23 protein-coding genes and 2 pseudogenes are annotated in these 22887 nt (G+C 65.6%); 8 read left to right on the forward strand and 17 right to left on the reverse strand.

Going from position 1 to position 22887, the window contains the following annotated elements:
• Positions 1 to 322: 322 nt before the first annotated feature.
• The 4 genes from clpX to fabG form a co-directional block, all read right to left on the reverse strand.
• Positions 323 to 1621, reverse strand: coding sequence for an ATP-dependent Clp protease ATP-binding subunit ClpX (gene clpX / locus J8F10_RS31655; protein WP_210660641.1), 1299 nt, complete (start codon positions 1619 to 1621; stop codon positions 323 to 325).
• 220 nt (positions 1622 to 1841) lie between these two features.
• Positions 1842 to 2261 carry a hypothetical protein gene (locus J8F10_RS31660; protein ID WP_210660643.1) on the reverse strand — a complete coding sequence of 140 codons (420 nt, stop codon included), beginning with the start codon at positions 2259 to 2261 and terminating at the stop codon, positions 1842 to 1844.
• 642 nt (positions 2262 to 2903) lie between these two features.
• Positions 2904 to 3983, reverse strand: coding sequence for a hypothetical protein (locus J8F10_RS31665; RefSeq protein ID WP_210660644.1), 1080 nt, complete (start codon positions 3981 to 3983; stop codon positions 2904 to 2906).
• A gap of 71 nt (positions 3984 to 4054) precedes the next feature.
• A complete protein-coding gene (gene fabG, locus J8F10_RS31670; protein ID WP_210660646.1) occupies positions 4055 to 4819 on the reverse strand; it encodes a 3-oxoacyl-ACP reductase FabG in 765 nt (254 codons plus the stop codon).
• Between fabG and J8F10_RS31675 the strand changes: the two genes are divergently transcribed.
• The 3 genes and pseudogenes from J8F10_RS31675 to J8F10_RS31685 form a co-directional block, all read left to right on the forward strand.
• Positions 4818 to 5846 carry a metallophosphoesterase family protein gene (locus J8F10_RS31675; protein WP_210660648.1) on the forward strand — a complete coding sequence of 343 codons (1029 nt, stop codon included), beginning with the start codon at positions 4818 to 4820 and terminating at the stop codon, positions 5844 to 5846. The genes fabG and J8F10_RS31675 overlap by 2 nt on opposite strands.
• Positions 5847 to 6366: 520 nt before the next feature.
• The gene (locus J8F10_RS31680; protein WP_210660650.1) at positions 6367 to 6720 is read left to right on the forward strand and encodes an ArsC family (seleno)protein; all 354 of its coding nucleotides are present in this window, start codon (positions 6367 to 6369) and stop codon (positions 6718 to 6720) included.
• Between the two features lie 272 nt (positions 6721 to 6992).
• Positions 6993 to 7658: pseudogene (locus J8F10_RS31685) on the forward strand (alpha/beta hydrolase); the annotation flags it as partial.
• Between the two features lie 237 nt (positions 7659 to 7895).
• Here J8F10_RS31685 and J8F10_RS40065 read toward each other — a convergent pair.
• The 4 genes and pseudogenes from J8F10_RS40065 to J8F10_RS40985 all read right to left on the reverse strand — a co-directional run bounded on the left by J8F10_RS40065 (position 7896) and on the right by J8F10_RS40985 (position 11356).
• Positions 7896 to 8030 (reverse strand): hypothetical protein, encoded by a 135-nt coding sequence (locus tag J8F10_RS40065; protein WP_261363101.1) that lies wholly within the window; start codon positions 8028 to 8030, stop codon positions 7896 to 7898.
• A gap of 1241 nt (positions 8031 to 9271) precedes the next feature.
• Positions 9272 to 9550 carry a hypothetical protein gene (locus J8F10_RS31690; RefSeq protein WP_210660655.1) on the reverse strand — a complete coding sequence of 93 codons (279 nt, stop codon included), beginning with the start codon at positions 9548 to 9550 and terminating at the stop codon, positions 9272 to 9274.
• A gap of 17 nt (positions 9551 to 9567) precedes the next feature.
• Positions 9568 to 9795, reverse strand: coding sequence for a hypothetical protein (locus J8F10_RS31695; protein ID WP_210660657.1), 228 nt, complete (start codon positions 9793 to 9795; stop codon positions 9568 to 9570).
• A 312-nt stretch (positions 9796 to 10107) separates the two neighbouring features.
• Positions 10108 to 11356, reverse strand: a pseudogene (locus J8F10_RS40985) (carbon-nitrogen hydrolase family protein).
• Between the two features lie 269 nt (positions 11357 to 11625).
• Between J8F10_RS40985 and J8F10_RS31705 the strand changes: the two are divergent.
• Genes J8F10_RS31705 through J8F10_RS31715 form a run of 3 tightly spaced genes read left to right on the forward strand, consistent with a single transcriptional unit; the run spans position 11626 to position 12348 of the window.
• On the forward strand, positions 11626 to 11769 hold the full coding sequence (locus J8F10_RS31705; RefSeq protein WP_210660662.1) for a hypothetical protein: 144 nt from the start codon (positions 11626 to 11628) through the stop codon (positions 11767 to 11769).
• A gap of 16 nt (positions 11770 to 11785) precedes the next feature.
• Positions 11786 to 11995 carry a hypothetical protein gene (locus tag J8F10_RS31710; RefSeq protein WP_210660664.1) on the forward strand — a complete coding sequence of 70 codons (210 nt, stop codon included), beginning with the start codon at positions 11786 to 11788 and terminating at the stop codon, positions 11993 to 11995.
• 5 nt (positions 11996 to 12000) lie between these two features.
• A complete protein-coding gene (locus tag J8F10_RS31715) occupies positions 12001 to 12348 on the forward strand; it encodes a hypothetical protein (protein ID WP_210662359.1) in 348 nt (115 codons plus the stop codon).
• 156 nt (positions 12349 to 12504) lie between these two features.
• On the opposite strand, the gene J8F10_RS31720 is transcribed toward J8F10_RS31715, so the two are convergent.
• The 8 genes from J8F10_RS31720 to J8F10_RS31755 form a co-directional block, all read right to left on the reverse strand.
• Positions 12505 to 12879 (reverse strand): hypothetical protein, encoded by a 375-nt coding sequence (locus J8F10_RS31720; RefSeq protein ID WP_210660666.1) that lies wholly within the window; start codon positions 12877 to 12879, stop codon positions 12505 to 12507.
• A gap of 97 nt (positions 12880 to 12976) precedes the next feature.
• Entirely contained in the window at positions 12977 to 13750 is a 774-nt protein-coding gene (locus J8F10_RS31725; protein WP_210660667.1) for a hypothetical protein, read from the reverse strand.
• A 235-nt stretch (positions 13751 to 13985) separates the two neighbouring features.
• Positions 13986 to 14888 carry a hypothetical protein gene (locus J8F10_RS31730; RefSeq protein ID WP_210660670.1) on the reverse strand — a complete coding sequence of 301 codons (903 nt, stop codon included), beginning with the start codon at positions 14886 to 14888 and terminating at the stop codon, positions 13986 to 13988.
• 75 nt (positions 14889 to 14963) lie between these two features.
• Positions 14964 to 15149: a hypothetical protein gene (locus J8F10_RS31735; RefSeq protein WP_210660671.1), complete on the reverse strand. Its 186-nt coding sequence runs from the start codon at positions 15147 to 15149 to the stop codon at positions 14964 to 14966.
• Between the two features lie 135 nt (positions 15150 to 15284).
• The gene (locus tag J8F10_RS31740) at positions 15285 to 15461 is read right to left on the reverse strand and encodes a hypothetical protein (RefSeq protein ID WP_210660673.1); all 177 of its coding nucleotides are present in this window, start codon (positions 15459 to 15461) and stop codon (positions 15285 to 15287) included.
• A gap of 176 nt (positions 15462 to 15637) precedes the next feature.
• Complete coding sequence (locus tag J8F10_RS31745) at positions 15638 to 16156, reverse strand: hypothetical protein (protein WP_210660675.1); 519 nt, start codon at positions 16154 to 16156, stop codon at positions 15638 to 15640.
• A complete protein-coding gene (locus J8F10_RS31750) occupies positions 16144 to 16329 on the reverse strand; it encodes a hypothetical protein (RefSeq protein WP_210660676.1) in 186 nt (61 codons plus the stop codon). Before J8F10_RS31750 ends, J8F10_RS31745 begins: the two co-directional genes overlap by 13 nt.
• Before the next feature lie 167 nt (positions 16330 to 16496).
• Positions 16497 to 16988 carry a hypothetical protein gene (locus J8F10_RS31755; RefSeq protein WP_210660678.1) on the reverse strand — a complete coding sequence of 164 codons (492 nt, stop codon included), beginning with the start codon at positions 16986 to 16988 and terminating at the stop codon, positions 16497 to 16499.
• Between the two features lie 636 nt (positions 16989 to 17624).
• Here J8F10_RS31755 and J8F10_RS31760 point away from each other — a divergent pair.
• Positions 17625 to 18614 carry a phosphoglycerate dehydrogenase gene (locus J8F10_RS31760; protein WP_210660680.1) on the forward strand — a complete coding sequence of 330 codons (990 nt, stop codon included), beginning with the start codon at positions 17625 to 17627 and terminating at the stop codon, positions 18612 to 18614.
• Positions 18615 to 18619: 5 nt separating this feature from the next.
• Here the strand turns inward: J8F10_RS31760 and J8F10_RS31765 are convergent, their stop codons facing one another.
• Positions 18620 to 20275 (reverse strand): sigma-70 family RNA polymerase sigma factor, encoded by a 1656-nt coding sequence (locus J8F10_RS31765; RefSeq protein ID WP_210660682.1) that lies wholly within the window; start codon positions 20273 to 20275, stop codon positions 18620 to 18622.
• 233 nt (positions 20276 to 20508) lie between these two features.
• On the opposite strand from J8F10_RS31765, the gene J8F10_RS31770 reads away from it, so the two are divergent.
• Positions 20509 to 22293, forward strand: coding sequence for an RNA polymerase sigma factor (locus J8F10_RS31770; RefSeq protein ID WP_210660684.1), 1785 nt, complete (start codon positions 20509 to 20511; stop codon positions 22291 to 22293).
• The last annotated feature ends 594 nt before the right edge of the window (positions 22294 to 22887 follow it).

Raw genomic sequence — 22887 nt, forward strand, 5'->3', positions numbered from 1 at the left:
GTCGCAGATCCGCGCGAATTGCTAACAATCGCTAACATTTTGCCATTTCTGGGCCGGCACAGGGCTCACTTTTCGCTCACTTACTTCAGTGCTCCCCTTGGGCCTCGAAGGAGTAAGCGCACTGTTGGGACACTTCCCACAACAGAATTATACGCTAGTGGACAAGTGGATAGGTAGATTTCGAGACGTGACCGCGAAGATGTTACAAAAGCACTATTCCAGAATTGACGTTGCCCTGAATGATGTTTGAAGTCTGCAAAAAACAAGAACGCCCGCGGGGTCCGACCCGCGGGCGTTCTCCTGGCTCACCCTCCCCGAATGCTTACGCGCTCTTCTTGCCGGGCTTCTTCTCGCCCAGTTTGCGCTCGCCGCGGACCACTTCGGCCGTAATCACGTGCTTGCCCTTGTGTTCCATTTCGGGCAGGTCGTACATCACGTCGAGCATCACGTCTTCCACGATGGCGCGCAGGCCGCGGGCACCGGTGTCGCGGGCCTTTGCCAGCCGCGCGATCTCTTTCAGTGCGTTGATTTCGAACTCGACTTCCGCGCCCTCCATCTCGAAGAGCTTCTGGTACTGCCGCACCAGCGCGTTCTTCGGTTCGGTGAGGATGCGGAGCATCGCTTCTTCGTCGAGCGGGTCGAGCGGCGCCAGCACCGGCAACCGGCCCACGAACTCGGGGATCATCCCGAACTCGATCAGGTCGTCGGCGGTGACCTGGCTCAGGAGCTCGCCCAGCGACTTCTCCTTTTGCTCCTTCTCGACCGCCCCGAAGCCGATCGACTTGCGGCCCAGGCGCCGCGAAATGATGTCCTCTAGGCCGACGAACGTGCCGCCGCAGATGAACAGGATGTTCGACGTATCGACCTGAATGTACTGCTGCTCCGGGTGCTTGCGCCCGCCCTGCGGCGGAACGTTCGACACGGTGCCCTCGAGCATCTTCAGGAGGGCCTGTTGCACGCCCTCGCCGGACACGTCGCGGGTGATCGAGACGTTCTGGCTCGTCTTCGCGATCTTGTCGATTTCGTCGATGTAGATGATGCCGCGCTGCGCCGCTTCGATGTCGAAGTCTGCGGCGTGGAGCAGCTTGAGGAGCAGGTTCTCGACGTCCTCGCCGACGTACCCGGCCTCGGTGAGCGTGGTCGCGTCGCCGATCGCGAACGGCACGTCGAGGATCTTCGCGAGGGTCCGGGCCAGGAGCGTTTTGCCGCTCCCGGTCGGGCCGACGAAGAGGATGTTGCTCTTCTCGATCTCGACCTCGTGCCGGCTGCCGGCGTCGAGGCTGAGGCGCTTGTAGTGGTTGTGGACCGCGACGGAGAGCACCTTCTTCGCGCGCTGCTGGCCGATCACGTAGCCGTCGAGCTTCTCTTTAATGCTGCGCGGGGCCGGCGTGTTCGAGGTCGCGGTCTTCGGCCCGCCGCGGCGCTTCTTCTCCTGGTCGATGATCGACTGGCACAGTTCGATGCACTCGCCGCAGATGTACACGTCGCCCGGCCCCTCGACGAGGGGGCCGACGTCGCGATGACTGCGGCGGCAAAACGAACAGTACGCGTTGCGATTGCGGCCGGCGGTTCCGGGTGGGCGGCGTCCGCCAGAGTCACCGGTGGTGCGGTCCGAAGGCATTGGGCTCCCCGATCTGGTGGTGCCGGATGGATTGTTGTTTCATGGCGTGCGGAAGAGGTTCGGCCCCCGCACTGGTTCGGTCGTTCGCGAGAAGCCGTCCGCTCCTCGACTTCAGCCTAATCATACCGCCGGGTAGGAGTCGAGTCGCGCGAGAACAGGAGAACAGGCGCAATCGCGCCGACTGGCCGGCTAGTGGTACGGGTTCTGCCCGTGGCGCCGGCTAGGGGCTTCCTGGGGCCGGGGGCGACTCGGGCGGTGCATCGGGCGGCGCTGGTGGGTCGGGTTTGACCTCGGGGGCGAACAGCGGGGGCACCACCAGTTTCGCCGGATCGGGGCGCCCGGTCGGATCGGGCGGCGGGGGGACCACCGGCGCGGGCGCGTTCTTCACCTTTTCGGCCACCTTACGCCGTAATTCCGTGTACTCCGCTTCCGTGATTTCGCCGTGCTCGTACATATCACGGTACGTGGTGAGCACGTCGGTGACGTCGTGCGCCGGGGCCGTGGCCCGCTTGCGCCACCGGTCCGTGAGCGAAATGGCAATCGCCCCGACGAGCATCGCGCCCACCAGGGCGGCAACGCCGTAAATGATTTCCGGTCGGCTCAGCGGATCATCTGCCGCGAGAAGGGAAAACGCCCACATGCAAATCGCCTCGCACCGACGACAACGGGCAATCTTTGCACAGTTTACCCCGCCAACCAAACCGCGACAATCCAAAGACTTGGGAACATGGAGAAACGGGGCGCGGCAATGCGAACAGGTAGAAGAATCGGAAGGGGTAAGGAGTTAGGGCAGAGGGCAGAGGGCAGAGGGCAGAGAGCAGAGAGCAGAGAGCAGAGAGCAGAGAGCAGAGAGCAGAGAGCAGAGAGCAGAGGGCAGAGGGCAGAGGGCAGAGGGCAGAGGGCAGAGGGCAGAGGACAGAGGACAGAGGACAGAGGGGGTGTGTTGGTTTTGTAGCCCCGTGAGGGGCGGAGGCGAGTAGCCAGGGGTGAAGCGCTAGCGCAACCCCTGGTAGACAATACGCAATCCCCGACGGCCCGTGCGCAAATGACCGAGCCCCGTAGGGGCGACAGACCCAAACGGAGGCTGTCGCCCCTACGGGGCTCGGTCCTATGTTGTTTACGATTCCAAGGGTTCGCGGAAGTTCGCCAGGGGTTGCGCTGCGCTCCACCCCTGGCTACGATCGGTCGCCCCATCCGGGGCTACAAAAACCAACACCACCGTTCTCTGCCCTCTGCTCTCTGTTTTCTGTCCTCTGCTCTCTGCTCTCTGCTCTTCTGGTTCCTACAGCGTTCCGCGGAAGCGCTTGATCTTCTCGCGGTACTTCTTCGTTTGGTCCTCGTCCATTTGGGCCTCGAAGATCTCGGCGAGGCGCGAGATCGCTTTGAACACCTCGTCCTTGTCCTGGTTCACCACCGTTTCCACGAAGAGGAACATCCACATCGCGTCGCGGGGTTTGCCGGCGGCGAGGTACAGTTCGCCCATCATCGAGAAACCGGTGGCGTGAACGGCCGGGTCTTTCGACTTGTCCATCTCGGCCTTGATCTTGTCGATGCCCTCTTGGTGCTTGCCGTTGCCGCCCTCTTTCGCGGCCAGTTGGTAAAGGACGAGCCGGTCCTTCTTGGCGCCGGCCGCGGTCTTGAGCAGTTCGTCCGCCGCGGTCACGGCCGCGGAGTACCCCTTACTGCGAATCCGAAAGTCGAGCCCCTGGAGGGCGGCTTCGAGTTTCGCATCGGGCGGAAGGTCCGCCACGCCCCGCAACTTCTCCCACGCGGCGGCCGCGTCGTCGTACTTTCGGCGCTCGATCTGGAGGCGCGTCATGGACCGGACCGCGGGCCACAGTTCCCACCCGAACGCGGTTTTGTAGGTGTCGTAGAACTCTTTCCAGTTGGAAATCGCGGTGTCGGAGGCTTTGTTCCAGGGTTCCCCCGGTTCGAGTTCGTCCGCGAGCTTTTGGCTAATGTTCGCCATTCGGAACTCCAGGTACCGCTTGCTCCGGTCCGCGATTCCCGGCTTGATGAGCGCCTTGTACCCCTCGTTGGCCTCCGCGTAGTCCTTCGCGGTCCTCTTGTCTTCCTTCGCTTTGGCCGCGTTGAAGGCGTTCCGCTCCACGCCCGGCAAATCGCCGATGGCGACTTTAACGATGTCGTCCGGCGCGAACGCATCGGTGGCCTTGTCGAGTTTCTCGCCGCTGAACACCTGGAACCCCGCGGGACCGGCCTTCAACTGCCCCGAGTAGGACTTCGTGGTGCCGTCCTTGCGGTTGCGCACCTCGATCGTGTCCGGGACGGTCTGCGCGCTCACCGTGGCCACCAGCGTTACTAGCCCGAGCGCCGCCAGGCCGCGAGTTACATGCCGTTTCATGGAGATTGGTTCCAGAGTGTCGAGTCGGTTCAGCTTACTTCACCACGGTGCGCCCGGCTAGAAATCGGCGCTCACACCCACCCGCCGGTGACGGGGAGCACCTGCCCGGTGATGTACCCGCTCTCCTCGGTCGCGAGGAACAGCACCGCGTTGGCGATGTCTTCCGGTTTACCCAGCCGCCCCGCGGGGATCTGCTTCAGGTACTCGGTCATCACCTCGGGCTTGATCTCGCCGAGCATCGGCGTCTGGATCACGCCGGGCGCGACCGCGTTCGCGGTGATTTGCCGGCGCGCGAGTTCCTTCGACAGCACGCGCGTGAGGCCGATCACCCCGGCTTTCGCGGCGGCGTAGTTGGTCTGCCCGTGGAACCCGACCAGCCCGGCCACCGATGCGACGTTCACGATGCGCCCGCCGTCGCGCATGACCTCCGCGCCGTACTTGCAGCAGTGGAACACGCCGTCGAGGTTCGTTTGAATGACCGCGTGCCACTCGTCGAGTGTCATCTTTTTCAGCGTGCGGTCCTTGATGATGCCCGCGTTGTTCACGAGCACGTCCAGTCCGCCGCACTGGTCCTTCACCTGCTTCATGAGTGCTTCGACTTGGGCCGCGTCGCGCACGTCGCCCGCGAAAACGTACACCGGCGGCTTGCTCGCCAGCGCGCGAAGTTCGGCCGCGAGCGCTTCGGCGTCCTCGCGGTTCGCGCCCGCGGGATCGTCCCAGAAGTGCAGCACGCACGTTGCGCCGGCCCGCGCGAACGCGGTCAGCACGCCCGCGCCGATCCCGCGCGAACTCCCGGTGACGAGAACCACTTTGCCGGAGAAGTTGTAAGTAATCATGCTCTCAACGCGGAACACGGAGTGCGGGCACGAAACGGAAGACACCTGTCGCCGGTCGCGCGCCGCGATACCCTACAGTGGTCGGTTGTATTCCGTGCTCCCCGGGACCGCACCCAAGTTCCGCATTATGGCTACACGGCTCGCGCACTTCAGCGACATCCACCTGACCGCCCGCCCGCTCGGGTGGCGGCCCCGCGACGCGCTCAACAAGCGCACGACGGGTTGGGTGAACGTGAAACTGCTCGGGCGCGGTGCCCGGTTCGCGCACGCGAACGACGTAACGGCCGCGCTGCGCGCCGAGTTCGCCTCACGAGGCTTCGACCAGTTGGTCTTCTCCGGCGACGCGACCGCACTCGGCTTCCCCTCGGAAATGACCGAAGCCGCGACCCGGCTCGGCGTGGGCGACGCAACTTTACCGTCGGGAATCGCCGTTCCGGGGAACCACGACCTCTACATCCGCCGATCGGTCCGCGACCGGTTCTTTGAAACGCCCTTTGCGCCGTGGCAGCACGGCCAGCGGGTGAGTGCGGACCCGTACCCGTTCGCACAGAAGGTCGGGCACGTGTGGCTGATCGCGCTCAACTCCGCGAAGCCGAACGTGCTCTTCTGGGACGCGACCGGGCGCGTCGGAGTTCCGCAGCTCGACCGCTTTCGCGCGCTGTGTGCCACACTCTCCCCCGGCCCGCGCATCGTGGTGAGTCATTACCCCCTCTTAAAAGAGGGGCACCAGGTCGAACCGCGCTGGCACCGGCTCCACGACTGGCGTGCGGCCCGCGACGCTGCGGCCGAGTGCGGCATCAGCCTCTGGTTGCACGGGCACCGGCACCACTGGTACACACTGCCGACTGCGCCAAACCTGCCGTTCCCGACCATCTGCACGGGTAGTTCCACCCAAACGCGCCGCTGGGGGTACCACGACTACACCATTGATGGCTGGCACCTGAAGGGGCAGCGTCGGGTGTACGATCCGGCGACGCGAGCGTTCGTGGATACGGACACGTTCGAGTTCGAGTTGCCGCGGGGCTGATTGGGGAACCTAACCCCCAACCCCTTCCCTAGAAAGAAAGGGGAGCAGGCGCCGGAGGTCGGTGAGCGAACAGCGATGTAACTAGAGTTTGGTTTGCTATTTGGTTCTGTTCCCCCTTCCTTCTTAGGGAAGGGGGTTAGGTTGTCTTTCCTCCCCCTTCCCTTTAGGGGGGGGCTTCCTTGCCCCCGCGCTCCGCCCGACTACAACGCTTTCAACCGATTTCGGCCGGTTTAGCTCGCTGCTTTGCAGCAGGACGATGTTGCGTCGTCCGAGTGCTTACCACCCCATGCGTCTCGGGGAACGCTGTTCCAGCACCGCTTTCAGGCCAACCCGCAATTGCACCTGGGCGGACTGGATCAACCCCGTCAATCGTGGTTCCGCCCAGGTGCAATTGCGGGTTGGCCTGGCGGTGCCGTGAGCGTTCCGCGAACTAGGTTAAGAAGTAGACCGGCGAATCGGTTACGTGAAAGCCCGCGGACGTTGTTCGCGGGCTTTCCGATTTCCCCGGAGGCTCGCGACCATGTCCAAGCAAATCGACTGGCTGTATCACCGAAAATCGTGCATCACCTGTAAGCGGGCGGAAGCGTCACGCGACGCCATCGGCGTGGAAGTGAAGGAAACCGTGAACGCGACCAAAACCCGCTTCGATGCGGACGAGGCACTCGCGCTACTCGACGGGGTCGACACGCTCATTGCCATGAAGGGCCAGAAGGTCGAAACGTTCGACCTGAAGAACGATCGCCCCGACGACGCGATGCTGCTCGCCCGATTGATGGGACCGACGGGCAACCTGCGGGCGCCGACGGCCCGAATCGGTCGGACACTTGTGGTCGGGTTCAACGAGGAGGTTTACGCCCGCGTGTTCGGCGGCTGAATCCCACCCGGTGCCCAACGAATCTAACCTCGGTGTGATTCTTAATCACTTCGAGGGGCATTGTGCGCTACAATTATCACCAGTTGGCTTCCTTACTCGAGGACGAGGCGAGCGCGATGAACGTACTGTGGGTGCTGGCGGCGCTGGGCATCAGTGCCGGCCGACGACAAGGCGGCGGCGTTCGAGAAGCACGCCGACATCGCGTACCGCACGGATAAAGACGCGAACAAAGAACGACACGTCCTTGATGTGTACGTTCCGAAGGGCAAAAGGACTTCCCGACCGTGCTGTTCGTCCACGGCGGGAGTTGGAAGAGCGGTAACAAGAACATCTACGCCTCGCTCGGTCAGTCGCTCGCGAACGACGGCATCGGGTGCGTGATCTGCAACTACCGCCTGTCGCCCCAAGTGCAGCACCCGGGCCACATTGAAGACGTGGCGAAGGCGTTCGCGTGGACCGCGGAGAACATTGCCAAGTACGGCGGCAAGAAGGATCAACTCTTCCTGTGCGGGCACTCCGCGGGTGGGCACCTCGTGTCGCTCCTCGTGACTGACCCGCAGTACCTGAAAGCGGAGAAACACGCGCCGGGCGAGGTGAGGGGCGTCGCGGCTCTGAGCGGCGTCTACCAGATTGTTGCGGGCGAAAAGGTGTTCGATGTGCCGTTCGGCAAGGACGAGAAGGTGTGCAAGCTCGCGTCCCCGCTGGCGCACGCGGCCGGCAAGCACCCGCCGTTCTTCATTGCCTACGCGGACAACGACTTTCCGCGACTTGACAAGATGGCCGAGGACATGCACGCGGCACTGAAGAAGGCGGAGAGCCCGACCGAACTCATCAAGTGCAAGGAACGCAACCACTACACGATCATCATACAGTTCGTGAACGACACGGACCCACTGAACAAGTCGTTCCGTGCGTTCGTGCAGAAGAACTGCAAGTAAACGGCGGTGGGCACACCGCCGCAGTGTGCTTCCGCTTTGTAGCGAGTCGGCACTTTGTGCGTATCAGCGCTCGCGAAATTGGAGTACGTGTTGGCGTCAATGATTCCAGACGTGTGGCCGGTTATCGATGAGGAGCGGACCTCGCGTCGCGTCGATAACCGGACCCTCTGCTCGCCTCGACCCTTTGATACTTCCACCGATCCCGCGCCCGACACTTCTGCCCGCTCGTTGGATCAGTTACGGGAGCACGACACTCAGGCTGCCGATAATCGACTTGCCGTCCGAAGCCGGTTGAAACGTCACAGTAACAGTATAAGTGTCCGTTTTAAGCATGAACACGGACACTGTGCGCTGCTTCCCGTCGTCGGACATCCGCTCCGACACTACATAGGGGCCGTTCGGACCGGTGCTGGCACTGATCAGGATTCCCGTTCCTTGTACTCGTGCGCCACCCCGCACAATTTGGCGTAGTGCTTCCACGTTTCCTCGAACGTAATCCCTCCGCCCGGAACGAGTACGCGGCAACGTTAGACTGTTTTGGTTCCCCGCCCATCTGGTGGTAATCAGTCACGTTCTTCAGTTGGGGTTTCCACAATTTGACCACGTCATCGGTTGTGAGTTTCTTCGGCTTGGCCGGCTCGTTCCGCGCCCCGCGTCGGGTTGCGGCGCGACCGCCGGCTTCTCCGCGACCGGCTGTGGTTTCGGTGATTCAGACGGAGGTGCGCTATTGGGGCGTTCGGCGAACACCGTCCCGGCAATCGCGGCGAGCACTACCAGTCCGAACACGAGCGTCTTGCGCACGGTTAATCTCCCTTCGATGAGTTTGGCAAGCGGGCCGGGAATGGCGCCGCCCGTTGTGTATTTGGTCACCCATCCGCACGTTTTCGTGACCAGCTCGGTCGGCGCGCCCGTGCCGGCACGCGCGCTTCCGTGAATGCTCCGGAGAGCGTTGCGACCGCGAGTGCGATGCCGCTTGGTGAGGCGCGCGGCGAGCTTTTTGCGCCCGTTCGCGAGCCGGCTCGACAGCGTCCCTTCGGGCACGCCCAGCGCCGCGGCCGCTTCCTGTCGCGACGCGCCCGGAGATCACACAGGACGATGGCCTCGCGGTAGTGGCTCGGTAGCGCGGCGAGTTCTTCGTCCAGAATCGGCGCCAGTTCCGTTTGTATCGGTGAAGGTTCGGGCACGCGGTTCGGGTAGCAGTGCCACCGGAACCTCGCGCCCGCCTCCGACGCGCGGCACGCCGGGCGCGCCACGACACCCGGAACGCGACCCCGTACAGCCAGTTCCAGAGCCGCTCCCCGTTCCGTACCGACGCGGCCTGCTGCGCGAGCACGAGGAACGTGGCCTGGAACGCATCTTCCGCGTCCTGGGGTGCCCGGTCACCCGCTTACACACGCCCAGCACGAGCGATCCGTGTCGGCGCACCAGTTCCTCGAACGCGGCGGTATCCTTGGTCGCGACGAAGCGCGCGAGCAGGTCCGCGTCGGGTGTGCCGGTGTACTCTAGTTGCCGCAAGATCTCCGCCGGTCGCGCGCGCTCATCCGCTCCCTCCGACCGTATAGTCCCCGCCCGCGCCGGCGCGTCGCGCGAAAATCGTGGTTTTGCGCCCCGCTCTATTCCTTGCCGAGCACGAGATCAACGACCCAGCACCCGCGCACGTGTGGCCCTTCGCTGCGACAATGATCGAGGACGTCGGTGTTGTCGCACCCGGCGTCTTGAAGTGCGTCCGCCAGGATCGGCATCAACCCGAAGTCGTAGGCTTCGTAAATGCGACGTGCGTGCGAGACCGTGAGACTAGTTCGCCAAGCGGTGGAGAAGGAAACAGGACGGAACGGGTTACCGAAAATGTCGCGGAGCAGCGCGCACGCCAAAACACCGTTACACGAAGACATCCGCTCAAATTTGCCGGCTACGGCCCCACCAAGTTGCAGCCCCGCGCGGCAATGGTCCACGGTGACCGCCAGATCTCCGGAAGAGGGCGGTAGATCCACCGCGCAAACGCCTCGAAGAAGTAATACGCCTCACCGCAGAGTTCGCCGGACCGGAGCCGATCTTCGGACCACAAGTCGATGCTATCTTGGATGTAGAGCCACCCGGCCTGCCATTCCGAATCATCGGGCCGTTCGTCTCTTCGCATGCCACCGAAGGCCGCGAATTGACCGGCAAACAAAAGTAACCTGCGCCGCAGTTGATGATCCCAGAAACGGCCGAACGGGTAACGCACAGTTCTGGGATCGAGTCTTCTACGGAGAAAATTAGTGCCTCCGTAGTGTTGTGACACGTCAGCCATTCCGCTTCGGTCATCGGCTACCCTCTGGAATCGCTTCCAGCATGACCGCTTCGGGCGCCCGGTGCAAGTCGGCGCCTCCGATCACTGGTAAACGAGCACGGGCCGCCTCAGTGGGCGGCTCGTCGCGTGTTCGCGTGACCTGCGGTCGTTTATAACCAGTCAGTAGAGCCGCACCGTGTGCTGGTTGATGCTCTCATTCAACGGTGGATTCTCGGTACCGCTCCGGCGCGTACCGTGACGCGAGCAGCCCGGTCGCGGCTCCCAAGTCGATGTCCTGCACCAGGACACCTTCCTCTCCGTAAGGGAGGTGCGCTGGCACTCGCCCGACGGGGCGATCAGACTGGTGGCCGATTCCTGGTAGCGGAAGGCGTAGTTGACGCTGGCGAAGTAGATCGTGTTCTCCCGGCTGCGCATCATCATCGCTTTTTCGTAGTAGGGCGCGTCGGCCGCGCCCCACTGCGTCAGTTGCGGCCCCGCTTTGTCGCTCCCGGTGCAGTGCGGGTGGAAGACGATTTTGGCGCCACGCACCGCGGCCCATCTCACTGTTTCGGGGTACCGGAATCCCTCGTGGCAAATCGCCACCCCGAACTTGAGGCCGTTGACTTCAAAGAGTTGCCGGGTGTGCCCGGGTGCGTACAGCGGATCTTCGGTCGGGTCGAGTTGGTTCTTGGTCTGAACGCCCTGGACATCGCCGCTCGCGCCGATGACGACGGCCGCAATGTGTCGGCCCGCGCTGGTGTGCCACTCCGTGCCGAGGATCGTGGCCACCTTGTACGCCCGTGCCCACTCCGCGACGGCACGGAGCACGCTCTTCTTGCGCCCGATCGAAGGGCGGGACTTCAAAGTCCAGTCCCCGCAGGCCCGGGAGGTAAGCCTCCGGGAAGCACACGACTTCCGCCCCTCGCCCCGCGGCTTCGGACATCGCCCGCTTGACCTTGTCCAAGCCCTCTTCAAGAGAGGATGCGACTCGGGGCGAAGCCAGCGCGATGAGCATGGGGCGTCTCCGATTTAGGCACGTTCGCCTGTGGGCACACGTGCCCAGAGGTCTTTTAGGACACTCCGGCACGTCGGTGAGACCGGCGTTCGATATCGGGCACCTGAACTCGGATCGCTCCAGACGGTGACGTGAGAAGATTACCCGCCGCCGAAAAAGGTTTTCCAGCCGACCCGTAACGCCCCCACCAACCCGGGGCAATCGGCGGGTTCCCGGGGTCAACACCCCCGCTCCCATACAAGTGAAACAGGGCTTTTCCGCGCCCGAAACGTGACTCAGCACGCGCCCCTGACACGTCGGGCAGCGGAACGGTATCCATCCGCGGGGGCCGGGCTGGTACTCGTAGAACTTCGTCCCGTGGCAGAGCTCGCACTCCGGGTTCCCGTGACAGGGGCAACGAACGGACGCAGCCATTGAAGAGGCCCTCTCAGTCGAAACTCGCGGCTCGGATATGCGCGTGTGGAAGCGACCGATAAGGGAAGAAAAGCACACTCAGTGCCGTAACTGTTCCAGTGTCACAAGGCATGAATAGGAAATAATTTAGGTCAATGATCTAGCCGAAAACAAGCGAGACGAAAATCGTAACTCACGAAGTTTCGATGTGGATGTACGAAATTTCGTCGGACTCGCGGGTGCGGTATTAACGTTCGGGCAGTGGTACGTGCCGTTTCAGAAGGTAACTCATGACCGAAGCGGAATGGCTAACGGCGGACCTGTCAAATCTGTACGCACGTGCGCCGATCGGCACGGCGAACCGGGTTACCGCATCGGAAGTTTCGCTTGTTCGGCTGCGCCTGTTGTCGCCTGATCTGGTCCAGGTTGAGTGACGAACGGAGCCGACAGGTGATCGAGACCGCCGAGCGGTTCGCGGACGGGGAAGCCAAGAAGAGCGAGCTGGCGCGTGCGGATCGTGCGGCGGCCGAGGTCGCAGTGGCGCTCAAACTTCCCCGCGAGCCGAAGGGCTTGATCGCCAAAGGAAGCACCCGCCGCAACTGGCCGTGGAGATGGCGGTCTGGGCGGGCCATGAGAGCATTCAAGATGTTGTGGAGATGACATCCATGACCGCAGAATGTTTGGTCAAAGTGTTGGGTAAGGCGCCTCATTCGATCGGCGGGCGCGATCCTCAAGCCGAATCGCTGCGTCGGTTGGACGCGGTGCTCCGCGAGATCTTCGGGAACCCGTTCCGCCCCGTGACGTTCTCTCCCTCGTGCGCACCGACACCGCGCTGCGCTCGCGGGGCAGATGTACGAGTCGCGGGATTTGGCGCGATGCCGATTCTGGCCGACGCGCTCCAGGATGCCGGGTGCGACAGCGCCGCCGTCCTCGATCACTGTCGCGGCGAAGGCCCGCACGTGCGCGGGTGCTGGGTCGCCGATCTCGTGTTGAGAAGGAGTAGGGGAAGCTGAATGAAAACACCGCGCGGGTGGATGGTACCACCGCGCGGTGTCTACGTATCGTGCTTCAAAGCAAACCGATCGACGGTGTGACGCGAGAACTACCCCACCCGTCCGTTACGGCGCCACGTTCGGTCCGTGGCACCGTAATAGGAATGGCCGGACTCGTTACTTTTCTCCTCCGGGTAGGAGCGGTACGGTGGGGAGCGCGATGGCGCGCGTGCCGGCGGCGAACACGGGCGTGACGGAGACCCGGAACGACTTGCGGTCCGGGTTCAACTGGTACGTGGCCCGGATGTCCGCGGCCCCCGACGAGATCCCGGCCTCGCGCGTCTCGGCCGGGGCCGACACCAGGGGCGCCGCGACCCCGCCCGAGCTCGTCACCGGGGCCGACAGCGCCGAGCCCGCGGTCCCGAACCCGCCACCCAGACCCGACTGGCCCGGGCCCGCCGGGTCCGCGCAGGTCGCCCCGGTGCCCACCTCCTCGGCCAGGGCACCAGGGCCGCGCGAGCCCCGGCCAGCTTCACCTCGACCCCGGGCCACCCACGGGCACGTCCACCAGGTCCACGGACTCCCGCGCGGTCCCCTGGAACCGGGTCACCTTGAGGCGCGCGCCCCCCAGCGGGCGCGAACGCCTGCTTCACGGACACCGTGTACGCACGGTGAACGCGCGCCGCCGCGTACACCTCGGACCGGTTGTTCCCCGGCTCCCCGAGCACGTCCCCTTGAGCACGCCCCCGCCCGTGGTGCGCGTGTGGGTCGCCGAGCACACGACCCGGTGGGCTCGCCCACCACCAGGTCCAGGTCCGCGCTCCCCTGCCACAGGAGCTCGATCACCCAGGTCCCGCTGGGTGCGCTCCGCGAGCGCCTCGCGCAGGGCCCCGGTGTCCTGGCCCGCGCCCCGGAGCCGGGCCTCGAGCCGGGGCAGGCGCTCGTGGGCCTGCTTGTGGTAGTCGATCCCGTCGCTCGCGTTCCAGTCGCGCCCGAGCAGCCCGTTCGCGGCCCACAGGACCGCGTCGCTCCTCACGTCCGTGGCGAACTCCGCGTACGCCATCGCGTTGGTGCGGGGCCGGGTCCTCGGGGCTGCACTCGCGCGCTTGCAGAACGCCATCGCCCGCGCGTGGTTCTTCAGGTCCGCCTCGGACTTCGCGGCCCGCAGGTACGCCTTGGCACTGGTCGGGTCCAGGTCGATCGGGGACACCGGGCGCTCGACCTCGGTCGGGCTCGCCCCGGCCGCCCGGAGCGCCACGGCCAGGGCCTCGTGGGCCCAGTCCTCGGTCGCGAGCCCCTTGCGCAGGTTCCCCTTGAGCACCTCGGCCGCGTGCGCGTACTCGTGGAACTCCATGAGGAACTCGGCGCACGCCACGATGAGACCCGGGTCCGTCACGGTCCGGTCGATCGCGTGGCTCCACATGGTGGCGCGGGTCGGTCCCGAGCTTCGGGCGGTCCCCGACCGGGTCCACCTTCGGGTTCACCAACCGGGGCGCCACCGCCGCGACCGCGTCACCCGGCGCGGCGGCGTTGTTGCCCCCGGTCCGATCACCACGCCCCGCCCCGGGGCGCGCCACGCCCGGCCCCTGGGCGTTGCCCTCGCCCGACTTCTTGAGCTTGATCGTGGCCGCCGAGTGGTACCGCGTGGTCCCGCACGATCAGGGCCCGGGCCGGGGGTAGTACCCGAGCGAGTTCAGCAACTCGGCGCGCACCGTCGGGACGTCGTCGTCGCCCATCCCGGGCATGGGCCGGGAGTGGGGATGTTGGCCCACTCGCCCTTGGCCACGGTCTCGAAGATCAGCGCATGAGGAGCTGGCTCTGGTCCCCGCCCTGGAGCCCGAACTGGCCCCCGAGGTTCCCTGAACTGCCCGAGCTGGCCCCGGTGATCCCGGTGATCCCGCCCCGCTCCCCAGGTTCCCCTGGTTCCCGAGCTGCTGGCCCGCCCCGAACGGCCCCCCGCCCCCATCACGTTGAGCGGGTTCCCACCGGCCCCGCCCGCGACCCCGCCGAACGGGTTCCCGAACTGGCCCCGATGTTCTGCAGCCCGCCCCGAACAGGCTCGCCTGACCGAAGATCGCCAAACTCTGGTTCTGGAACTGTTGGTTCTGGAACAAGGTTCGTTGGTTAACGGATTGTGGGATGGGGATGGCGAGGTCGGCGACCGGGAACACCTGGGTCACCTTCTCCTCGAGGCGCCGCTGGAACGTGGTGACCTCGATGTAGTCGGGGCGCACGATGAACGTGGCGTTCATGGACAGGAGCACGATGTCCAGGAAGTTCCCGAGCTTGAGCCCGCGCAACTGGGTGGCCGCGATCTTGGGCTTCTCCTCCTTGATCGTGGGCTGCTGCTCGGCCTTGAAGTACTCCTCCATGACCACGAACGACACGCTGTACCGCTTGGACAGCTCCGAGAGGAGCTCGAACAGCGGGATCTCGTTGATGTTCTTGTCCCCGAGGTCCACGCTCACGTTCTCGATCACGCTCTTGAGCTTCTTCTGGGTCTCGCTCGCGTTCGGGCCCAGGTTCGAGTTCAGGTACGCCTCGCGCCGGAGCCCGGTCAACTCGCGCCACACCGCGGCCGGGGGAAGTGCACCGGGGCTCGTCCGGGTACGGGATGTGCGACTTCTCGGTCTGCATCATGGCCTGCAGGAACCGGTCCTCGCGGATCCGCGTGAGCTCCTTCCACCGCGCAACTGGGTCGCCTGCTGCCCGATGATGTAGCTCGCGGTCGCGGTCGGGGGCACCGCCAGGCCCTTGCTCGTCTTCTCCTGCACCATGAGCTGGGCCTCCTGGTACGCCAACTCGTACCGCGCGTGCTGCATGAGCTGGCGGAACTGGTCGATCCGGTTCTTGTCGCTCGCCTGCGCGTCCGCGCCCCGGTCGAACTCGTTGAGGCGCTGCTTGGTCTTGCCAGGGCCTGGCGCTCGGCGTCGGCCTGGCGCTTGATCTCGGCCCCTTCACGAACACCCGCGCATGACCCCCTCGAGGTCCGCGACCAGCCGGGTCCGGGCCTCGGCCCCGAGCCCGTCGTACCCGAGGATCTCGTCGCGCTGGCGCTTCAGGTCCTGGTACGCGCCCTCGGGGTCCGTGCGCAGCACCTGGCGCGCGCGCCGGACCGTCGCGTCCGCGAGCACCCGGTACCGCTGCTCCTCGATCTGCGCCGGGCCGCGGCCTCCTTGAGCACGTCCCCGCGGCCCCGGCGCCTCCCGCCGGCGCGCCCGGGGGCACGGTGTCGCTCCCCTTGGGCTCCTGCAGGACGTCCCGGATCGCCTCGTTCGGGGTGATCTGCTTGGCCCGCACCTTCGCGCGCTCACGCGCTCGGCGAGCTGGGCCTTGGTGAGCTTCCCGGCCCGCATCCGGGCCACGAGCGCGGCCCCTGGGCCGCCTCCCGGTCGGTCGGGTCCACGTTAATGGCCGCGGCGTACAGCTTCTCGGCCTCGTCGAACCGGTCCACGCTCACGGCCCACGCGGCCTGGGTCAGGAACTCGTCCCGGTACAGCTTCACCTGGGTGCTCGCCAGGGCCAACGCCCGGTCCGACTGCAACATGGCCGGCGCGTCCTTGTGGGGCGCGTTCTTCCACTGGGCCACCATCAGGTTCAGGAAGAAGTGCTCCACGCGCGGGGCCGGGAGCCCCTGGGACAGGGTCAGCACCACGGGCTTACCGTTGACGAGCCCGTTCACGGTCGCGGTCACCGCGGTCGCCCCGGGCCGGGCCAGTTTGCCCATCACGAGGGTCGCCCGGTCGCCCCGGAGCGGGGGCAGCTTGGTCGGGTACGACTCGCCCACCTCGGGCCCGAACGCCCAGTCCACGGGCTTCACCACGGGCACGTCGAGGGCCCCGTGAGCCGGGCCGCGAACTCCTTCTGGCCCGCGGGCTGGGCCAGGTCCTCCTGGACCCGGACCACGGCCCCGCCCGTGAGGGCCGCGAGCCCGTGCAGGTTCGGGGCGTCGAGGCGCAGGCCCAGGGGCACGGCGAAGAACGACACCCCGTCCCGGTCCATGCGGTTCCCCAGGGCCAGGCGGCTGGGCCTCGGTGACGCGCTCGAACGCGCTCCCCGTCCCCAGGTACACCACCACCTGGTGCCGCCCGCGGTCCGGGGCCAGGGTCCCGAGCCCCTTCTCGAGGCCCCCTTGAGGTCCGTGGCCCCGGCCCCGTACTCGACCTCGGTCAGGGCCCGCGCGGCCTCGGCCACGCGGCCCGCGGGCGCGGGCACGAACCCGGGGTCAGGGCCCGGGTCGCGCCCGGGGTGCTCAGGGACCACACGCTCACCCGGTCCCCGGCCCCGAGGGCCGCGGCCAGCGCGGTGACCACCTGGCGCGCCTGCTGCAACGGGCGCCCGGCCTGGCTCGCGGACGTGTCCACCATCACCAGCACGTCGCGCGGGCGCGGGGCCGGGGGCGCCACGGCGGGCTGGACCTGCCACGCGAACAGGAGCTCCCCGTCGCGCGGCTGGTACGTGAGCACCGGGGTCCTGCCGAACGCGGTGGCGACCAGCTCGTCGGTGACCCGCCCCCCGTCGGGGCGCCCCGGCCCGGGCACCCCGGCCGGACCCGACCGGCTCGTCCGCAGGTCCCCGAACACCGTGCTCCCCAGCGCCGCGAGGGTCGCGGTCACCCCCAGCAGCACCGGCACCACACGCAACCGTTTCAGTAAGGTCATTGCCCGTCGCTCCTACAGGTGAGGCGCCCGGCGAAGCCGGATATAAGGAGAAGAAAGAGCGCTGAGAAACGTACCTCGTCAACTAATCTTCGGGTTAGCAGCGGTTACAGGAGTCGAAACGCGACCAGCCCGACGCACTCAAAAAGAACACTCGCTCCAACCATCCGACAAGTTGGATGTGGAAGAATGCCGAAATGAGTTTGAAAGAGAACGAAGGTTACTAGGAATCGTAAGCAAGCGCCGTGCCGATCGCGTAACGGGCATTCCGCATCCCATTTGATGGGTCGCAGCGATTCTGTGGCGATGTGTAGATAATTTAATATTTGTCAAATGATTGATGGGCGGCCAGAGTGGTCGTGTCCGACTCAGTGGAGGGGAGGTCGCAGTTCGTCGTCGCGTCGCTCGGTCGTTGGCGAATTTTACGATTGAGGAACAGGGCCGCGGCCCCAGAGTCGTGTGTCGTACCTCTTCGCGGCCCTGGTTTCCGATCGGGTCGAGGGCGTCGCCTCGAACGACCAGACTCACCCCGCCCTTTCACGGTGCCGGCTGTTCCCCTCCACCTTGCGGCCGCTCCGCTACAACAACGCGACGCGGGCGCGATCCGGTCGCCCGCACCTTCATCGGGAAGTGCAAGAAATGCCCACGGTGCTGATCTCTCCGCGCGAGGTGGCCAAGTTTGCGGACAAGTTCCGCAACGTACTCGAAGGGGCCGGCCTCAGCGTCACCGTTCTTCCGCCGGCCGAAGTGAACATGCCGACCGAGGACGAGTTGCTCGTCGCTCTCCACGGCGTTGATGCGGTCGTTGCGGGGTCCGAGCCGTACACGCCACGGGTTTTGGCGGCGAACCCGCAACTGCGCGTGATCGCTCGCGTCGGGGTCGGCTATGACGCGGTCGATCTGCCCGCGGCGACGGCCGGGGGGATCGCGGTTACCATCGCGCCGGGAACCAATCAGGGCTCGGTCGCCGAACACGCCTTCGCGCTCATGCTCGGGTTCACGCGGCACGTCCCCGCGCGCCACGCGGCGCTGGCTTCCGGCGGGTGGAACCGGCTGATGAGCACGCCCCTGCGTGGGCGCACACTCGGACTGGCGGGATTGGGGCGCATCGGGAAAGCGGTCGCGACTCGTGCGGCCGCGTTCGAGATGCGGGTGGTCGCTTATGATCCGCTCCCGGACACCGCGTTCTGCATCGCCCACGGGATCGAACTCGTGTCGTTCGACCGCTTGCTCACCGAGTCCGATTTCCTTTCGCTCCACTTGCCGCTCACCGCGGAGACGCGGCACGTCATCAACCGCACCACGCTGGCGCAAATGAAGCCGGGCGCGGTGCTGGTGAACACGTCGCGGGGCGGGTTGGTGTGTGAAGCCGATCTCGTCCCGGCGCTCCGCGACGGGCACCTGGGCGGGGCCGCACTGGACGTGTTCGAGGTGGAACCGACGCCGGCCGATAACCCGCTCCGCACGCTGCCGAACGTGGTGCTGACGCCGCACGCGGCGGGTGTGGACGTGCGATCGCTCGAAGACATGGCCCGGTCCGCGGCGGAAGCGATCGCGTCGCTGCGCCGCGGGGAGTGGCCGACGGAGAAAGTGGTGAATCCCGAGGTCCGGCCCGCGTTCCGCTGGTAACGGCGCTATTTGCGCGGGCGGTTTCCGGTCGGAGCGTCTACGTCGAGCTTTTCGAGCAGCTTCGACATTTCCTGAAACAGTTCCGTATCGGCCCGGACGATCAACTGGTTCGTTCGGGCTTCGGCGGTGATCTCCGCGTTCGGGAACACTTTTTTCAGCACCGGCACCAGTTCTTCCGCGACCGCGTGTTTCAGCACGACCACTTTCAGCCCCGCACCCGCATTGGCGCCGCCCGGCTTTGGCCCCGTGCCGGGGGCTCCGCCTGGCAAGCCACTCATCGGTCCACCCGGTCCGGGGCCGATGAAGCCCGGCCCCGTGCCGCCACCGGGCATCATCGGGCCACCACGGGGCGCTGGCCCCGAGCTGCCACCGATGGAGCCACCCGGCCCCATCATACCCGGGCCGCCCAGCGGACCACTAATCCCGGTGCCGCTGCCGAACGGCGCGTCGCCGCCCTTCCGCTTCTTGAAGACGAGCACCAGATCATTCTGTCCGAAGAGGTTGGACGAGCAGAACTCCCACCCGTCTTTACCGTGCTGCGTGATTACCTTCTCGAAGCTCTTGCGGTCGTTGTTCACGTCCACGAACTTGTGGTCCCACACCGTTTTGGGAGCTACTGCCGGGCTACCAAGTCCCGGCATGCCGGGCATTCCGGGGCCAACCCCAGGAAACCCACTTGAGGCGCCCGGAGGTGATCCCGACCCGGGAGCACCTGCGCCCGGAGGTCCACCGGCTTCCACCCCAGGAGCACCGAGTCCCAGGGGGGCGCCACCGGGCGCGCCCGGAAATCCGCCGGCTCCCGGCCCGGGGCCACCCGGGATACCCCCGGGCTGTTGGGCGCCGACTTTCGACATCCAGACCGCGCCGCCCGTTAGCCCGAAGGCCAGGGCGACCACCCCGACGGCGGCCGTCAACTTCATGCGCATCGTCACACCCTCCGTAAGTCCACGCGCCAACACCGTCGCGGCACGCGAAGCCGCGATCGGGGAGGCGGGGAACGTTTTCACCGCGTTAAACAGTTTGGCCGGCAGCGCGCTCGCGAAGCCGGCGGTCAGTCCGATTCCCACCACGGCCGCGGGCGCGACCCCGCGCGCGGTGAGCCGGCTCAACAGGAACTGGCGGGCCTTGCAGAGCCGCCCCGACACCGAGCCGAGCGGCCAGCCGAGCCGAGTGGCCGCGTCCGATTGCGAAACGCCCTCGAGTTCGCACAACACGAACACGGTCCGTTCCGCTTCCGGGAGCCGCTGCACTTCTTCGTGAACGGTCGCGACGAGTGCGCCCCACGCCGCGTCCGACACCGACGGGCCGGCTTCCGAGTGGGCCGCGTTGCGCTCGCGCGCCCGCCGGCGGGCGAACTCCCGTTTCGCCCGCGTCGCGACGCGGATCGCGACCCCGTGGAGCCACGCCGGTATGGTGCGCCCGTTGCGGATGCGCGGGGCCGAATGCACGAGCGCGAGGAAGACCGCCTGGAATGCGTCCTCGGCATCGGCGTGGTGAGGGAGCATCTGGCGGCACACGGCCCACACGAGCGGCCCGTGCCGGCGCACGAGTTCCTCGAACGCGGCTTCGTCTCGCTCCCGAACGAACCGGGCGAGCAGGTCCGCGTCGGGGGTGAGGGCCTCGACCCGTCGGGTCACGGCGTGCAACAGCGTCTGTATCATCGCGGATAAGTTCCCGCACTGCGGTGATTCCTACGGCTCACGAAGATTTATCTTCGCGCGCCCGCTTCCCGTTAGATAGGTGGCCAAACAATCGCTTATGGCGGTAGCATTTCCGCTCTCAAATCTCGGAGCACGATGCGCCCGTTTTCGGCCCGGCGGTCAAAATACCCGGAATTGTTCCGCCGTTCTTTGTTGGCGGGGAAACTACAAGCAGTGCGGACGAGGAACGAACGATGCGGAAAGCTCAAACGAACCCGACCCTCCGGTACATCCGAGGGCTGGCGCAGGCGACCGAAGACACCCGCGTCGCGGACCGAGAGCTTCTCGTTCGGATCGCCGAACGAGACGAAACCGCGACCGCAGCGCTGGTCCGCCGGCACGGGGCGATGGTTCTGGGAGTGTGCCTTCGTGTCCTCCGGCACCAGCAGGATGCCGAGGACGCATTCCAGGCGACGTTCGTCGCGTTGGCCCGCGCGGCCGCCTCGCTTCGCCCGCAAGAGTCGGTAGGCGGGTGGCTCCACAGCGTTGCTTACCGGACCGCCCAGAAGATGCGGGTCGCGGCCGCTCGCCGCCGGAAGCACGAAGAAAGGGCCGCGGATCGGGTGCCCGCGGACCCGTTCGACCAACTCACTGTGCGAGAAGCGAATGAAGTACTCGACGCGGAACTCGCCCGGCTCCCCGACAAGTTCCGCGTGCCGCTCGTTCTGTGCTATCTGGAAGGGCTCACGCGGGACGAAGCGGCCGCTCGGCTCGGGTGGTTGGAGAGCACACTGAAAAGTCGATTGGAACAGGCCCGGGAACGGCTCGGCGCCCGCCTCTCGGCTCGCGGGCTGACACTATCCGGGGTGCTCGTCGCTGCACTCTTTACCGGTGGGTCGGCAACGGCCGTCACCCCCGCGCTCATGGCCTCAACAGTTGGTGCCGCAACAGCGCAGGTAGGAACACACTCGTCCGCTGTTTCGGCTCCTATCTCCGCTTTGGCGGAAGGAGTGAAAACAATGTCTGCGACCAAACTCAAGATCGTGACGACGGTCCTGCTCGGGATCGCGGCACTCGGCACCTGGGCGGGAATCGGCCTTTCCTCGGCCACCCCCGAGGCGCCGGTGCAACGCGCCGCGGAAGACGCTCCGAAGCCCGATTCTCCCGCGCCGGAGAAGGGAGCGGGTAACGATCTCGCCAAGATCGAGCGCACGATCGCGAAAGAGCCAAAGTACACGTCCAAGACACCCAAATATTGCCTGCTCGTATTCGGCCCCGATGCGAAGACCCGCGTTTGGCTCGTTCACGACGGCGACAACCTCTACGTCGACCGGAACGGGAACGGCGACCTCACGGAAGAGAACGATCGCGTCGTCGCGACGAACGACCCGGTTCGGTTCGACGATGCCTCGGAGAAAAACGAGACCCGCACCGGTACCCTCTTGCTGAAAGCTCCGTTCAAGCTCGGCACCATCACCGAGCGCGACGGGAAGACGAAGCACACTCTGTGGGTGGTCTACGCTGAAAAAGGTGAGGGCACGAGTGAGCAATACAGCGTCTGGGCCGAGATCGACCGGAAGTACATCCAGATGACCGATCTGGGGTTCTGCTTCGGCGACCGGCCGAAGGACGCTCCGATCGTTCACTTGAACGGCTCGCTCGCACTTCATTCCTGGGTGCCCGACAGTGCTCTCCCGCGTGGTGACAAACCGGGGCAACTCACCGTCCGCGTTGGGACACCCGGGGTGGGCGAATACACGGAGGCGTGGCTGAACCCGTTCCGCGGTGTCCCCGACGACATTCACCCGATCGCGGACATCGAGTTCCCGAACAAACAGCCCGGAGGAAAATCGATCAAGGTCCAAATCCCGCTCACAAAGCGCGGGGCCGGAAATTGCTTGTTCTTTGATGAGCTGCCGGTCCCCGACGACGCGGGGGAGGGAAAGGCGAAAGTGACCGTTCATTTCAAGGACTGGCGGGGCGCGCAGGTGAAGCCGCTCACCTTTGAAGTGCCCATCGGACCACTGAAGAAACCCTGATTCTCAATTTTTGCTGTGACTTGTTTCAGTTGCGGGTTCGGTTGTGGATGTGAGATCGCGGACCGGTGAAAACGAAACCGCCCGCGTCGGGTGGTGGGCGATTGGGCGCCCGACGCGGGCAGCGTTCCGAGGGCGACCCGGAACGGAATATCGATGATGTTGGGTTGTTCACATGAAACCCGGTCGTGGGCGCGACCGGGTTACTTTGGGCGAGGGCGACACTCGTGGGCGATCGGGCGATTGCGGTTGGGCGAACTCGGGCGAACTTTTGGGCGAACCAGGGCGATGGTGGGCGATGGTGGGCGATGGTGGGCGACTTCGGACAGCGGGCGAACCAAGTTTGGGCGAAATTGGGCGATTGTTTCTGGGCGATTCTGGGCGACGTGATGGTACTAAAGCACGAGCCGTACCGCTGACTAATTAATTTCAATAATTTGACGCAAATTGAATGATAGTAGTGATTTGCAATTGGTGATGCGGAGAGGTGTGGCAAAATTGGGCGCTGAGAAAGCCGTCGTGGAATCCGACACGTGAGGAAAATGAGTCGGGCTTTCCGTCGGTGGCGATTTGACTCGTGGGGGTAGTGCGACGTAG

This window comes from Gemmata palustris, assembly GCF_017939745.1.
Classification (GTDB): Bacteria; Planctomycetota; Planctomycetia; order Gemmatales; family Gemmataceae; genus Gemmata; species Gemmata palustris.